We start from the raw sequence: 14,237 nt of genomic DNA, 5'->3' as shown, positions 1-14,237 counted from the left end.
TTATTAATATGAAAGAAAAATTATACAAGGTATTACCGCATATATTTCAAAATTCACTTATAACACTTTATAATTACAAGAGTAATAGAATTAGGTATCGTGGGAATTATAAACATTATAGAACTCTGTTTAATGAAAATAAAAATTTAAGTCTCGTTGAGTTAAAGAAACTTCAACAAGAAAAGTATGGCTCATTTATTTCATTTGCAATAAAAAATTCAACATATTTCAATGAAAGACTAAGTTTAGATCCACAATTTAAAGAGATAAAGAACATTTCTAAGCTACCAATTTTATCTAAAGAAAACATTAGAACTAACCTTGATACAATTTACACCATTCCTAAAACAGAAGCTGTTGTTTCTAAAACTGGAGGTACAACAGGGAAGTCACTTGAAGTATATTTCACGCATGAAGATTTTCAGGAACGTTTTGCGATGTTAGATAACTTTAGATCAAATTTTGGATACGAACTAGGGAAAAGAACAGCTTGGTTTTCAGGAAAAAATATTCTTACTAATCGTGATATTAAAAGCAACCGTTTTTGGAAGAAAGATTATTTATACAATGTAAAATATTATTCAACTTTTCATATCAAGAAAGATTATTTACCATATTATATTAAAGATCTTATTAAATTTCAACCAGAATATTTAGTTGGTTTCCCTTCAAATATTCTTGAAATAGCTAAATATGGTTTGAACAATGATTTAGCATTTCCCAAAGGAGTTGTAAAAGCTATTTTTCCCACAGCAGAGAGTATTTCACCTATGAATAAAGGACTAATTGAATCTTATTTTCATTGTGGTGTTTATGATCAATACGCCTCTTCTGAAGGGGCTCCATTTATTATAGAGTGCGCTAATAAAAAATTACATTTAGAATTGCAAAGTGGTGTTTTTGAAGTTTTAGATTCCAACAATAAACCCACAAATTCAGGTAAATTGGTGGTGACAAGTTTTACAACACATGGGACGCCATTAATTAGATATGATATTGGTGATTCTATAGAGCTAAGTAGCGAAACCTGTAGTTGTGGTAATAATAATCCACTAGTTAAGGAGATATTAGGGAGGATTGATGATTACGTTTTTTCTCCAGAAACAGGGAAGATTAATCTTGGAAATGTCTCAAACACTTTAAAGGACACACAAGGAATTGTGAAATTTCAAGCCACACAAAATGAATTGGATAAGATTATTATTAAGCTAATTATCGACGACGAAAATTTTAATGAAAAGAGTAAAAAGAGATTCATTGATAATTGGACAGATAGAGTGGGTAAAAAAATGCAATTAGAATTTGAATACGTCTCTTCAATTCCCGTTGAGAAAAGCGGAAAATTTCGACTTGTGAAAAACAATATTAAACATTTGATAGATAATTAATTTTGAGAAAACTCATAAGAATTACCACCATTCCATTATCATTAGAAAAGCTTCTTGAAGGACAATTAACCTTTATGAAGGACCATTTTGATGTGACTGCAATTTCAGCAGAAAAAGAACGTCTAGAAGTGTATGGTAAGTATAACGGGGTTGCTACTAAACATATTGAGCTAACAAGAAAGATAACACCCATAAAGGATTTAAAAGCTGTTTATGAGCTTTACCGTTATCTAAAGAAAGAGAAGCCTTTAATAGTACATACGCATACACCTAAAGCAGGAATAGTAGGGATTATGGCTGCTTATTTTGCTAGAGTGCCTTTGCGATTACATACTGTAGCAGGACTTCCACTTATGGAAGCCACTGGAATGAAAAGAAAAGTATTAGATTTTGTAGAAAAGCTAACATATAAATTTTCCACAAATGTGTATCCAAACTCTAAAGGACTTTATGATTTTATACTTTCAGAAAAGTTTACTAAACCAAGTAAACTAAAAGTTTTAGGAAAGGGAAGTTCTAATGGTATTGACACTTCTTATTTTGATCCATCGTTATATTCTGAAGAGTTTATAGCCCGACAAAAGCGTCAATGGAACATTCCATTAACCGATTTTGTTTTTGTTTTTGTTGGCAGAATGGTTGCAGATAAAGGTGTAAATGAAATGGTAGGAGCATTTCAGCAGTTATTAAAAGAAAATAGTGCGTGCACTTTGCTACTAGTTGGACCATTTGAAGAAGAATTAGATCCATTAAATCCATCAGTTGTTGAGGCAATTAAAACAAACAATAAAATAGTACACGCGGGATATCAAAATGACGTAAGACCGTTTTTTGCAATGAGTGATGGTTTGGTTTTTCCAAGTTATCGTGAAGGTTTTCCTAATGTTGTTTTGCAAGCAGGAGCAATGGGATTACCTGCAATTGTGTCAAATATTAATGGATGTAACGAGATTGTAACCTCTGGAGAAAATGGAATAATAATTCCTGTAAAAGATGAAGCTGCCACGCTAGAGGCAATGAGAGATCTTTCTATTAATAAAGAATTTCAGTCAACACTTAAAAAAAATGCACGAAAGATAATTGTAGAAAATTACGATCGTCAAGAGATGTTCCAATATTTATTAAACGAATACAAACTATTACAATCAAACCTTTGATATATTTGCACTGTGTATAGAAAAATAATCAAACCTTTTTTGGATTTTTTAGTTGCCTTTACGGTGTTTTTGGCGATTAGTCCTATTTTTTTATTAATAACGCTTTTTTTAGCGATTGCTAATAATGGGAAGCCCTTCTTTTTTCAAAAAAGACCAGGCGCTAAGGAGAAAATATTTACGATCATTAAGTTTAAAACAATGAACGATAAAAAGGATAAAGAAGGTAATTTATTACCAGATGCAAATAGATTAACAAAAATAGGATCCTTTGTTAGAGCTACTTCTTTAGATGAAATCCCACAACTATTAAACGTTATTAAAGGTGATATGAGTTTTGTAGGGCCAAGACCATTATTACCACATTATATACCTCTTTATTCTGAAACGCAACGAAAACGACATAAAGTTAAACCTGGTATAACTGGCTGGGCTCAAGTAATGGGACGTAATGCGATTAGTTGGGAACAAAAATTTGAATACGATGTTTGGTATGTTGAAAATCAATCATTCATTTTAGATTTGAAAATATTAATTAAGACAGTTAAGAAGGTTATCTTTAAAGAAGATATTAATACAGAGGGAGTTGCTACAACGACTCCTTTTACAGGCAGCAAATGAAAGAAATACAAATTTACGGTTCAGGTGGGCATAGTTATGCTGTTATTGAGTTGATTAGGTCTTTAAATGAATATACTCCTGTGAGAGTTATTGATGATAGTCCTAAAATAGATGCAATATTAGATGTTCCTGTTTGTAAATTCTCCGAATCGTTTATCAATCAATCAACAGTTATTAGTATTGGAAGTAATAAAGCAAGAAAGAAAATATCAAAAAAAATAAAAGGAAATTTCCCTACATTTACTCATAAATCGGCTGTGGTATATCCATCTGCTAGAATAGGTGTTGGATGTGTTGTTTTTCCAAATAGTGTTGTAGATGCAGATGTTTCTATTGGAGATTTTTGTATAATAAATAACAATGCTACGGTATCTCATAATGCTAGAATAGGCGACTTTGTTCATATAGCGATCCAAGCAAGTGTCGCTGGTGGTGTTCAAATAGGTGAGGGGACAATAGTAGGAGCAGGTAGTGTAATTTTACCTGAAATTAAAATAGGAAAATGGGCAACCATTGGTGCTGGAGCAATTGTAACGAAGGATGTTCCAGACAACGCAATGGTGTATGGTAATCCCGCTAAAATAATTAGAAATTGAAATGAATAAAACTAAAATTTGGTTATCATCTCCACATATGGGTGGTACAGAACGAGATTTTGTAAACGAAGCTTTTGATACTAACTGGGTAGCACCTTTAGGTCCCAATGTGAATAATTTCGAAGTTGATATTCAAGAATATTTAAAAGAAGATGTTCACGTAGCTGCTTTAAGTAGCGGTACTGCTGCACTACACTTGGGGTTAATTTTACTTGGTGTTACTGCAGGTGATGAAGTGATATGTCAAAGTATGACTTTTTCTGCATCAGCTAACCCTATTGTATATCAAGGTGCAACTCCTGTTTTTGTAGATAGTGAAGAAGACACTTGGAATATTTGTCCAATTCATCTTGAAACGGCTATTAAAGATCGAATTGCAAAGGGTAAAAAACCTAAAGCGATTGTAGCAGTACATTTGTACGGAATGCCTTTTAAAGTAGACGAGATAACAGCAATTTCTAAAAAATATGATATTCCTATTTTAGAAGATAGTGCAGAGTCATTTGGAAGTGAATACAAAGGAAGAAAATGTGGAACCTTTGGAGCGATTAGTATTCTATCATTTAACGGTAATAAAATTATCACTACTTCAGGCGGTGGGGCTTTAATTTCAAAGGATAAAGAGATTAGAGATAAGGCTATCTTTTTAGCCACTCAAGCAAGAGATGATGCTCCTCATTACCAACATAGTCATATTGGGTACAATTATCGATTGAGTAATATTTCAGCAGGTATTGGTCGTGGACAAATGCAAGTATTGCAAAAGCACGTAGGGTATCGACAAGATATGAATGCCTTCTACAAAAAAATATTTAAAGACATTAAGGGAGCAACGGTATTTGTAGAACCTTCTTCAGATTATGTTTCAAACCATTGGCTTTCGTGTGTGGTTATAAATAGTAACGAAGCTTCATTTACAACTGAGGAACTTCGTTTAGCTTTATTAGAAGAAAATATAGAGTCAAGGCCACTTTGGAAACCAATGCATATGCAACCGGTGTTTAAAGAATCACCTTTCTATGGCACACATGTTGCTCAGTCTCTTTTTGAAAACGGACTTTGTTTACCATCAGGTAGTAACCTAACTAATGAAGATCGAGTTAGATTAACAAACGTTATTCAAAAATTCTTGTAAATATCAGTACCTTCGCGGTATACGAATAATATTATAAAATTTGAAAATACTACTACATCTAAAACAACTTTACTCAGGAAATAACAGATTAAATATACTTGATCAGCGTTATTTACCTAGGTGGATAGTTGTAGTTATTGATTTGCTAATATGCGCTTGTTCCTTATCAATGGTATATTTATTACTGTTAGGGACACCTGTATTTTTCAGTGATTATGTATCAATACCTACTCAAGCAATACTTTTACTCATTGTAAATTTATTGTACTTCTTCATATTTAAAACATATTCAGGTATTATAAGGCATTCAACTTTTAACGATATTCTGAAGTTGGCATTAGCAGTATTAAGTTCTTATATCACATTAGTCCTCTTCAATGTAATTTATAATAGTATTACAGGGCATAAAGTTTATTCATACGCGGTATTATTACTTTATCTTCTAATTTCATTTGTTTTACTCTTATTTTTTAGAATAGTTGTGAAGGAATCTTATTTCTTTTTGAAGAAAGGAATGAAAGGTATTTTGAAAAAAAGAGTAGCCATAGTTGGAGCAAATGACCAAACAATATCAATAGGTAGAGCACTCACACAAGAGTCTAGTTTACCATACAAGCTTGTTGGGTTCTTAACTGAAAAATTTGATTCTAAAAGATATAAGTTACTTGGTAAGCCCGTAATACCCATCAATGATAATTTTACTGAAATGTTAATTAAGTATGACATTCAGGGAGTTTTATTAGTAAGCGAAGCATTAGAAGTAAAAGATAAAAACCGAATTGTTGAAGTTTGTCTTGATAATAATATTGAAATATTAAATGTCCCAATACTTGAAAAATGGAATCAAAAATCTGATATCCATAGCCAGATTAAACCTATTCAAATTGAAGATCTACTAGAAAGAGATCCTATTGCTATTGAAACAGATACCATTAGTAAGGATTTAATTGGCAAAACAATTTTAGTAACAGGTGGAGCCGGATCTATTGGTAGCGAAATAGTACGCCAAATAGCAAATTTTAATCCTAAGCTAGTTGTAATTTTAGATCAAGCAGAATCTGCCTTACATGAACTTGAATTATATTTAAACGTAACATATCCTGAATTTAATTTTATTACTGAATTAGCAAATATCAGTAATATGTATAGATTGGAGTTACTTTTCAAAAAGTATAAGTTCAATATGGTATATCATGCGGCAGCATACAAACACGTACCATTAATAGAAAGAAATCCACACGAAGCTATATACGTAAATATATTAGGTACAGCTAACCTTGCAGTACAAGCGGTAAGTAATGATATTGAACGTTTTGTTATGATATCGACAGATAAAGCTGTTAACCCTACAAATGTGATGGGGGCTTCTAAACGTGTTGCTGAAATGTACGTTCAGTCATTACAGAAGAAAAAAGATATTAAAACGAGATTTATTACTACGCGTTTCGGAAACGTTTTAGGAAGTAATGGATCAGTTATTCCGCATTTTAGAAGGCAAATTGCAGCTGGTGGTCCTGTAACAGTTACACATAAAGATATTATTAGATATTTTATGACAATCCCAGAAGCTTGTCAATTGGTTTTACAAGCTGGTACAATTGGTGCTGGTGGTGAAATATTTGTTTTTGATATGGGACAACCAATCAGAATATATGATATGGCTGAGCGCATGATACGCCTTTCAGGCTTAGAACCTCACGAGGATATTAAAATAAAGATTACTGGACTTCGACCTGGAGAAAAGTTGTATGAAGAATTACTGAATGATACTTCAACATCATTACCTACGCACCACCCTAAAATTATGATATCAGAAGTTCCAACGGTGGATTTTGATGATCTTAATATTAAGATTAAAAAGATTGTAAAAGTTGCAACTAGATACAAGGATAAAGAAGTTGTAATGTTATTGAAAGAATTGGTGCCTGAATATAAAAGTGAAAACTCAGAGTTTGAAGCACTAGATAATAAGTAACCTATTTTATTACATATCTAATATTTCTTTTTTCTGAAATTTTACTTCTTAATTTAATTAAGTTGTTTTAATTTCATATGTTCCTAGAGTATTAATAGAATTATCTAAAAGAAAATGAATCAATGCATTTTATTTAGACTTATTGCTGCTTACTTTTTTTTAAGCACAATAGGAACTTATGCCCAAAATTCTAACTATAAAGCTGAAATATCATCTACGGCCATACGCTCTTCACAAGATGAAATTCCATTTTGGTTGCAAGCAAATACTGGAACTGAATTTAGTGAATTAACTAATTTCTCTGGTGCAATTAATGGTTTCTATTCCTACGATTTCTCAAATTTCTCTTTAGAAACAGGTGCATATGTGTTTGCCAGAGATGGAGTTGAAGACAATATTCAACGTAGAGATTTATACTTGCAATTAAAAAATAGTTGGCTTAAAATAACTCTCGGCTCAAAACAATGGGATGAAGCATTTTTTGGCTTGTCAACTACAAACCAAAATTATTTGTATTCTAATAACGCAAGGCCACTTCCAGGATTACTTATTGAAGCTAATGAGCCATTAAAATTGTTCAAAGGTTTTGAACTTGATTGGGGAATAGCACATTATCAACTCAATGATGAGCGCTTTGTTGACAATACAAGACTTCATTATAAAAGAGTTAATCTAATAGTTCAATTATCTGAAAAGAGTAGAGTAACCGCAGGTATACAACATTTTGTTCAATGGGCCGGTACATCACCTCGTTTTGGCGAATTAAAAAGTGATATTGGTGCTTACTGGAATGTTTTTATTGCAAATAAGACAACCGAACTTGGAGTAGAAGGAGAAATACAAAATGCAGTTGGTAATCACTTAGGTTCGTTTTTATTTAAATATGATTTTACTTCAACTTCTGGAGACTTTTCATTTTATCACGAACATCCTTTTGAGGATGGTTCAGGTACCAGATTTCAAAACTTCCCTGATGGAGTTTGGGGACTTACATATAAACCTAATTCAAATAGGTTTATCAAAGCTATATTGTATGAATATGTAGATACACGTAGCCAAAGTAATACTAGAACTAATAATAGAACCGATGGTTATTTTGGTAATTTAGTGTATAATAGTGGTTGGAGTTATGAGCAAAATATTATAGGAAATCCTTTTTTTAAGAGAGTTCGAAATAATGATGGAGTATTATCGACTGGATCATTTGAAGGTACTAGATTTCAGGTTCACCATCTTGGTGTAACAGGGGAAATCAATTCTATAACTTGGAATTTAAAGGCTAGTTATTCTAAAAATCTTGGGAGATTTGGAGAAGCAGAGTTTGAGACTCCCAAAAAAGATTTTTACGCTGCAGCCCATTTAGGTTATACTTATAGAAAGTTTCATAATATAAAACTGCTAGCAGGATTAGATTTGCCATCATACACTTACAATACCGTAGCGGTAGGGATTTCTTATTGTTATACTTTTTCAAAGTAATACTAGTTTTAAAACGTACAAATAAATTAAATGAGCGTACTTGTTCAAATTTCAATATTACCTAGGCAACAAGAAGATGAAAGGTTCATCTTGGAAACAGCCTTAGAAAAAGCTAAATTAAGACGAATTGATATTAGTGATTGGCGAATTAGAAAACGTTCAATAGATGCTAGAAATAAGCGGATTAAAATCAATCTTCAAATAGAATTTTGGAAAGAAGGGGAGGTTCGTGAGGAACTGCCTGTTTTTACACCCAAGAAAATTTCAGCAGGGAAAGAAGTTGCAATTATTGGTGCAGGTCCTGCAGGGTTATATGCTGCCTTGAGAGCTATTGAAGCAGGAATTAAGCCAATAGTTTATGAAAGAGGAAAGGATGTGCGTACAAGACGTAGAGATCTTGCATTGTTGAATAAAGATCATATTGTAAATCCAGAAAGTAACTATTGTTTTGGAGAAGGAGGTGCAGGTACGTATTCCGATGGAAAACTTTATACGCGTTCTAAAAAAAGGGGTAATGTGCTAAAGGCATTGCAGTGGTTTGTTCATTTTGGAGCTGATGCTGATATTCTTGTAGATTCACATCCACATATAGGAACCAACAAATTACCGAAAATTATTACAGCAATGCGAGAAGCTATTGAGGATAATGGAGGTGAAGTTCATTTTAATACAAAATTGACAGATCTTAAAGTTGAAGAATCAGCTATTAAAGAACTTCAGTTTAATGATGATAAATGGGTGTCTTATTCTAATGTTATTTTAGCGACAGGACATTCTGCAAGAGATATTTTTGAATTGCTTTATAGCCGAAATATTAAAATTGAAGCAAAGCCCTTTGCTATTGGAGTTCGTGTAGAACATCAACAGGAATTAATTGATTCAATTCAATATCACGGCGATTGTGACAATCCTAATTTGCCGCCAGCATCGTATGCTTTAGTGCATCAAGTTGATGGTTTAGGTGTGTATTCGTTTTGTATGTGTCCTGGAGGTATTATAGCTCCTTGTGCTACGGATACTGACGAGGTGGTTACAAACGGATGGAGCCCTAGTAAACGAAATAACCCTTATGCTAATTCAGGTATTGTAGTAAGTGTTGCTCCTAAGGATTTACCAAATTATAAAGAAAATGATCCTTTTGTGTGTTTAAACTTTCAGAAGAAAGTAGAGCATGATTGTTGGGTTGCTGCTGGAAAAACTCAGAATGTTCCAGCGCAGCGAATGGTTGATTTTGTTGAAGGTAAAATTTCAGAAGATTTTCCAAAAACATCATATCAACCAGGTATAACTAGTGTTGATTTAAACAAAGTATTGCCTCCAATGCTAGCAAATAGATTAAAGAAAGCATTTGTAGTGTATGGAAACAAAATGAAGGGATTCTATACTAATGATGCCGTACTACACGCTCCAGAAAGCAGAACCTCCTCTCCAATATTGATACCTCGTAATCCAGATACGTTAGAACATGTTGAAATTTCGGGACTTTATCCTTGCGCTGAAGGAGCAGGCTATGCAGGCGGAATAATATCTGCAGCAATTGATGGAATTAATTGTATTGATGCAATCGAATTAAAATTAAATAATTCTTAAAATTGTTCACTTTACGCATAATTAATTTAAAGTAGCGTTACCTTTGTATAACGACAAAACGCAGTGATTAAAGACAGCATTATATCTTTTTTATGGAGTATTTCACCCTTTGGAGAAGCAAAGGTAGGAATCCCTTACGGAATATTTCACGACTTAAATATTTACTGGGTTCTCTTAATTTGTCTGGTTGCCAATATATTAGTATTCCCTATAATGATGTTTTTTCTTGATAATATTAATCGTAGATTATTACAATGGAGAAAGTATAAGAAAACGGCAATTTGGATTGCTAAGAGAGCAAAAGTAGGTTCAGGAGATAAAATTCAGCGTTATGGATTTTGGGGACTTATCTTTTTTGTAATGATACCTCTTCCTGGAACTGGGGTTTATGCGGGTAGTATTGCGACGTATCTTTTTAAAATAGAGCGTAAATCGGCTTTTGTAGCAAATTGTATTGGAATTACGTTTTCATCCATTATAGTTTGGGTAACAACTATATTAGCCTATAATGGCGTTAATTAGCAGCTAATACTTGTTAAAAAAACTTATTTAGACTTAGCAATTATTTCTTTGAGTCTTATTTTTCTTAACTCTTTTTCTGAAACTAATCTATTCTTTTTTTGGGCCATTAGCTTGGAGTGCTTAGCCTTATTTTTTGTGTTTTTTGCTTTTCCTTTTTTAGCCATATTATTATGTCTAATTTTTATAATAGAAATTATCCTACTTGAGTTAAACTATAAGCTACCGCAAAAAAGCCACAGCTAATAAGTAATCCGCATATAAATACCGTATAAGTAGTTTTTAGTAATCTGTACTTTTTATCTAAAACTACTCCTTGAAAATAGAGGTCTTTAGTAAGCATACCGTAAATTTTTTCTTTGGACTTTAAACTTTTTTTCACTGCATCTTCATAAACATCAAGATCCATTTTATAGAAATTTCCGAAGAACATTAAATTTACATTATTACTTTCAATATCTTCTATTGTAAATTTACCACTGGAAACCTTAGGGTTTGTTACTAAAACAGATAGATATATAACAATTAAGCTAAATGTTAAAAGTACTAATGATGGAATAATTAAATATTTGTTTGATTCAACATCAAACTTTGAAAATAATGAAGCTGCAAATAATGAAATGAGAATAGCATTGATATATAAAAGGGTATTTGCTTTAGAATCAGCAAGGTCACTAAGCCTAAGGTGATTATCTAGCACTTGCCTATAAAATGACTGTATAGCTCTCTCTGGGCTATTGTCCTCAATCATTTGTTTAAGTTTCGCACTGTTATCCATTAGATATAATTAACCAATAAGGTAATGCGAAAGATACTGAGATTTTTTCTATTAGTTAGAATTAAAGTAGGTGATACAGCTTAATTTTAGCTAAAGCTTAAAATCTATAGAAAAATAGACTAAGCAGCTATTGTGCTATAAAAATCTTCATAAATGTCTTTACTTCCTTTTCCTATAATTGAAAATTCGCTGTTGTTTTGTAATGCAATAGCCATTAATGTTTTGAAAGCCTCAACACCGCAATTATCAATAAAACTAACTTGATCAGTACTTATAGTTATTTTATGACCTTTTTGTACTAGATGTTCAAACTGAATAATTAATGATCTAGTTGTGCTCTCATTTATTATTCCTCTTAATTGAAATGTACCGTTTTGTTCGATTATTTGTAAAGCCATAATGATAGTTTTAATGATTCTATTTTTCTTATACAAATATCACTAATAACTAAGCTTTTTTATTTTATAATTCGATGAGTTGCATTTAAGTGTAGTTCAAAGTAATTGTTAATGGGGTCAATTATTGAGTAGGAGTGTAGAATGTTGGTATAGGTTAATTAACCATATTATTGGTGACACTTATTCTAAAACAACGTTCCTCGCCAAGAAAACGTGGATCTCCGTGTTTTTCTGACCAAAAACCATCTAATATATCTTTTGTAATACATGTATACACTACGACCCCTTTGTAAGTTAAATCGTTGTTGCCTAAATAATTAAAATTAATAACTAAGATGTCATTTTTAAAAAAGCCTGTTCCGGACTGTTTTTGGTTTTCGTTTATAAGCCATTCAGCTGTTATTCTGTTATGTTCATCCAAAGTCAATTCTAGAGTACCTTTGTAATTTTCTCCATCCGCATCTTGATTGCTTCCAAGTATATTAAAACTACCAACTAAATCTTCAACATTCATTTTTAGTAATGTTTTTTATTATTTGTATTTAGTTATAGTTAACTATTCTTTTTTTACAAAATGTTCAATTGAATTTACTTCCCAATACAGAAATTAGCAAAAATATTTCCAAGTAAATCATCATTTGTAATTTCACCGGTAATCTCTCCAAAATAATATAAGGCCTGCCTAATATCAATAGCCATTAAATCTCCAGAAAGACCTATGTCGATTCCTTCTTGTACTTTGTTTATTTCTTCTAATGCTTTTAATAATGCGTCGTAATGGCGTGTATTAGTAACAATTGTTTCGTTGTTTCTTAAAGCACCAGTATTTACAAAATCGAGAAGCGTGTTTTTAAGATCTTCAACACCTTGTCCGGTCTTAGCTGAAATTAAATGTAAATTCTCAACTTCAGAACGCATAAGCTGACTAGTTTCATCTGAAATTTTATCGGCTTTATTACCTATCACTACTAATGCTTTTTGTGGATATTGGTTTTTGATTTTGCTAATTTCAATTTTTAGATTTTCTAATTTTTTATTATTCTGAATAAATTGAGAACTGTCAATCAAATACAAAACTACTTGTGCTTGTTCTATTTTCTCAAATGTTTTTTTAATTCCTAATCCTTCAATGGTATCTGTAGTATCTCTAATTCCTGCTGTATCAATAAATCGAAATCCAATTCCTCCAATGTTTAACTCGTCCTCAATCGTATCTCTAGTTGTTCCGGCTATATCACTAACAATGGCGCGCTCTTCATTTAAAAGGGCATTGAGTAATGTTGATTTACCAACGTTTGGTTCGCCTACAATTGCCACAGGAATACCATTTTTTAATACATTTCCAGTTGCAAAACTGTCAATTAACCTTTTTAATACTAAAGAAATTTTTGAAATTAGTTTTTGAAAATCATCTCTATTTGCAAATTCGACATCTTCTTCAGCAAAGTCTAATTCTAATTCTATAAGGGAGGCAAAATTTAAAAGCTCTTCTCGAAGCCTAGATATTTCGGTTGAAAAACCACCTCGCATTTGCTGTATGGCAAGTTGATGACTTGCTTCACTATCACTAGCAATAAGGTCTGCAACGGCTTCTGCTTGACTTAAATCCATTTTACCATTAAGGAATGCTCTCAGTGTAAACTCACCAGCAGTAGCCATTCGCGCCCCTGTTCTAAGGCATAATTGTATTATTTCTTGCTGTATAAACGGACTTCCATGGCATGACATTTCAATAACATCTTCACCAGTATAACTATGTGGGTTTTTAAAAATAGTAGCAAGTACTTCATCGATTACACGGTTTCCATCTTTTATATGTCCTAAATGTACTGTGTGTGATTTTTGCTTTTTTAATTGCTTATTTGATATCGAATGGAATATTTCCGAAGCAATTGTAATAGCTTTCTCTCCTGAAAGTCTAATTACTGCGATGGCTCCTGCGCCAGAAGGTGTTGCTAATGCTACAATGGTGTCATTATGTGTCATATGGCAAAAATAGCTATTTATAAAGTATAAACTAGGGGAGTTTTCCAATTGAAAAATTGAATTTTCAATTCTATTTAAAAAAATAAGTGTAACAATATTTTAACTATTAAGACAGATAAAGTGAACACAAAGAAGGATACTAAAGTTAGTATTTAAACTAAAACCAATCTCGCTATGGAAGTTATAAATCACACTGCTAAAAAGAAAGACACAAACTTATTAATGGTAACTCATTTGTTACAATTAGCAACAGTATTTACTGGTTTTGGAGGATTAATAGCGCCATTAATTGTTTGGGCCACTAAAAAAGATGATATTCAAGGAATGGATTACCATGGGAAAACAATTATCAATTTTCAGATATCTATAATACTTTTGGCTCTTGTTAGTATTCCATTAATATTTGCATTAGGATTAGGGATACTAATGTTAATAGTTATAGGAGTTGTTTCAGTCGTATTACCTATAATAAATGCATTGAGGGCTACTAATGGAGAAGATCCATTGCTTTGGTTAACATTTGAATTTCTAAAATATTAGTCAATTAATACATTGGTATTTTATTTAATAAAAATCCCCACAATTATATAATTGTGGGGATTTTTTAAATTTATGTGT

15 protein-coding genes are annotated in these 14,237 nt (G+C 32.0%); 10 read left to right on the top strand and 5 right to left on the bottom strand.

The window, feature by feature from the left end:
- Positions 1–8 precede the first annotated feature (8 nt).
- The 9 genes from GBH57_RS11315 to GBH57_RS11275 all read left to right on the top strand — a co-directional run bounded on the left by GBH57_RS11315 (position 9) and on the right by GBH57_RS11275 (position 10,460).
- Complete coding sequence (locus GBH57_RS11315) at positions 9–1,388, top strand: phenylacetate--CoA ligase family protein (RefSeq protein ID WP_151674607.1); 1,380 nt, start codon at positions 9–11, stop codon at positions 1,386–1,388.
- 2 nt (positions 1,389–1,390) lie between these two features.
- Positions 1,391–2,545, top strand: a complete 1,155-nt coding sequence (locus tag GBH57_RS11310) for a glycosyltransferase family 4 protein (RefSeq protein WP_235904699.1) — start codon at positions 1,391–1,393, stop codon at positions 2,543–2,545.
- Positions 2,546–2,557: 12 nt separating this feature from the next.
- Complete coding sequence (locus GBH57_RS11305) at positions 2,558–3,163, top strand: sugar transferase (RefSeq protein WP_151674606.1); 606 nt, start codon at positions 2,558–2,560, stop codon at positions 3,161–3,163.
- Positions 3,160–3,759, top strand: a complete 600-nt coding sequence (locus GBH57_RS11300; RefSeq protein ID WP_151674605.1) for an acetyltransferase — start codon at positions 3,160–3,162, stop codon at positions 3,757–3,759. The genes GBH57_RS11305 and GBH57_RS11300 overlap by 4 nt, the downstream gene beginning before the upstream one ends.
- 1 nt (position 3,760) lies before the next feature.
- Positions 3,761–4,894 carry a DegT/DnrJ/EryC1/StrS family aminotransferase gene (locus tag GBH57_RS11295; RefSeq protein ID WP_151674604.1) on the top strand — a complete coding sequence of 378 codons (1,134 nt, stop codon included), beginning with the start codon at positions 3,761–3,763 and terminating at the stop codon, positions 4,892–4,894.
- A 40-nt stretch (positions 4,895–4,934) separates the two neighbouring features.
- Positions 4,935–6,869, top strand: coding sequence for a polysaccharide biosynthesis protein (locus GBH57_RS11290; RefSeq protein WP_151674603.1), 1,935 nt, complete (start codon positions 4,935–4,937; stop codon positions 6,867–6,869).
- Between the two features lie 114 nt (positions 6,870–6,983).
- Entirely contained in the window at positions 6,984–8,348 is a 1,365-nt protein-coding gene (locus GBH57_RS11285; protein ID WP_151674602.1) for a capsule assembly Wzi family protein, read from the top strand.
- 30 nt (positions 8,349–8,378) lie between these two features.
- On the top strand, positions 8,379–9,938 hold the full coding sequence (locus GBH57_RS11280; RefSeq protein ID WP_151674601.1) for an NAD(P)/FAD-dependent oxidoreductase: 1,560 nt from the start codon (positions 8,379–8,381) through the stop codon (positions 9,936–9,938).
- A 63-nt stretch (positions 9,939–10,001) separates the two neighbouring features.
- Complete coding sequence (locus GBH57_RS11275; protein ID WP_151674600.1) at positions 10,002–10,460, top strand: COG2426 family protein; 459 nt, start codon at positions 10,002–10,004, stop codon at positions 10,458–10,460.
- Between the two features lie 23 nt (positions 10,461–10,483).
- Here GBH57_RS11275 and GBH57_RS16110 read toward each other — a convergent pair whose 3' ends face one another.
- From GBH57_RS16110 to mnmE, 5 genes are all read right to left on the bottom strand, one after another.
- Complete coding sequence (locus GBH57_RS16110; RefSeq protein ID WP_162851991.1) at positions 10,484–10,624, bottom strand: hypothetical protein; 141 nt, start codon at positions 10,622–10,624, stop codon at positions 10,484–10,486.
- Positions 10,625–10,653: 29 nt separating this feature from the next.
- Entirely contained in the window at positions 10,654–11,235 is a 582-nt protein-coding gene (locus GBH57_RS11270) for a Pycsar system effector family protein (RefSeq protein ID WP_151674599.1), read from the bottom strand.
- A 119-nt stretch (positions 11,236–11,354) separates the two neighbouring features.
- Positions 11,355–11,633 (bottom strand): STAS domain-containing protein, encoded by a 279-nt coding sequence (locus GBH57_RS11265; protein WP_151674598.1) that lies wholly within the window; start codon positions 11,631–11,633, stop codon positions 11,355–11,357.
- Positions 11,634–11,787: 154 nt separating this feature from the next.
- A complete protein-coding gene (locus GBH57_RS11260) occupies positions 11,788–12,147 on the bottom strand; it encodes a hypothetical protein (RefSeq protein WP_151674597.1) in 360 nt (119 codons plus the stop codon).
- A 74-nt stretch (positions 12,148–12,221) separates the two neighbouring features.
- Positions 12,222–13,619 carry a tRNA uridine-5-carboxymethylaminomethyl(34) synthesis GTPase MnmE gene (mnmE, locus tag GBH57_RS11255; protein ID WP_151674596.1) on the bottom strand — a complete coding sequence of 466 codons (1,398 nt, stop codon included), beginning with the start codon at positions 13,617–13,619 and terminating at the stop codon, positions 12,222–12,224.
- A gap of 174 nt (positions 13,620–13,793) precedes the next feature.
- On the opposite strand from mnmE, the gene GBH57_RS11250 reads away from it, so the two are divergent.
- The gene (locus tag GBH57_RS11250; protein ID WP_151674595.1) at positions 13,794–14,159 is read left to right on the top strand and encodes a DUF4870 domain-containing protein; all 366 of its coding nucleotides are present in this window, start codon (positions 13,794–13,796) and stop codon (positions 14,157–14,159) included.
- The last annotated feature ends 78 nt before the right edge of the window (positions 14,160–14,237 follow it).

The sequence above is a fragment of the Patiriisocius marinus genome, from assembly GCF_008974325.1.
In the GTDB taxonomy this organism is placed as follows: Bacteria; Bacteroidota; Bacteroidia; order Flavobacteriales; family Flavobacteriaceae; genus Patiriisocius; species Patiriisocius marinus.
Note: the sequence above shows the minus strand (reverse complement) of the source record. Positions and strands in the feature narration are given on the sequence as shown.

Excerpts from the sequence above, each read along its gene's own strand:
- GBH57_RS11315 (WP_151674607.1), top strand. The coding sequence starts at position 9 with ATGAAAGAAAAATTATACAAGGTATTACCGCATATATTTCAAAATTCA.
- GBH57_RS11300 (WP_151674605.1), top strand. The coding sequence starts at position 3,160 with ATGAAAGAAATACAAATTTACGGTTCAGGTGGGCATAGTTATGCTGTT.
- GBH57_RS11295 (WP_151674604.1), top strand. The coding sequence starts at position 3,761 with ATGAATAAAACTAAAATTTGGTTATCATCTCCACATATGGGTGGTACA.
- GBH57_RS11285 (WP_151674602.1), top strand. The coding sequence starts at position 6,984 with ATGAATCAATGCATTTTATTTAGACTTATTGCTGCTTACTTTTTTTTA.
- GBH57_RS11280 (WP_151674601.1), top strand. The coding sequence starts at position 8,379 with ATGAGCGTACTTGTTCAAATTTCAATATTACCTAGGCAACAAGAAGAT.
- GBH57_RS16110 (WP_162851991.1), bottom strand. The coding sequence starts at position 10,624 with ATGGCTAAAAAAGGAAAAGCAAAAAACACAAAAAATAAGGCTAAGCAC.
- GBH57_RS11270 (WP_151674599.1), bottom strand. The coding sequence starts at position 11,235 with ATGGATAACAGTGCGAAACTTAAACAAATGATTGAGGACAATAGCCCA.
- GBH57_RS11265 (WP_151674598.1), bottom strand. The coding sequence starts at position 11,633 with ATGGCTTTACAAATAATCGAACAAAACGGTACATTTCAATTAAGAGGA.
- GBH57_RS11260 (WP_151674597.1), bottom strand. The coding sequence starts at position 12,147 with ATGAATGTTGAAGATTTAGTTGGTAGTTTTAATATACTTGGAAGCAAT.
- mnmE (WP_151674596.1), bottom strand. The coding sequence starts at position 13,619 with ATGACACATAATGACACCATTGTAGCATTAGCAACACCTTCTGGCGCA.
- GBH57_RS11250 (WP_151674595.1), top strand. The coding sequence starts at position 13,794 with ATGGAAGTTATAAATCACACTGCTAAAAAGAAAGACACAAACTTATTA.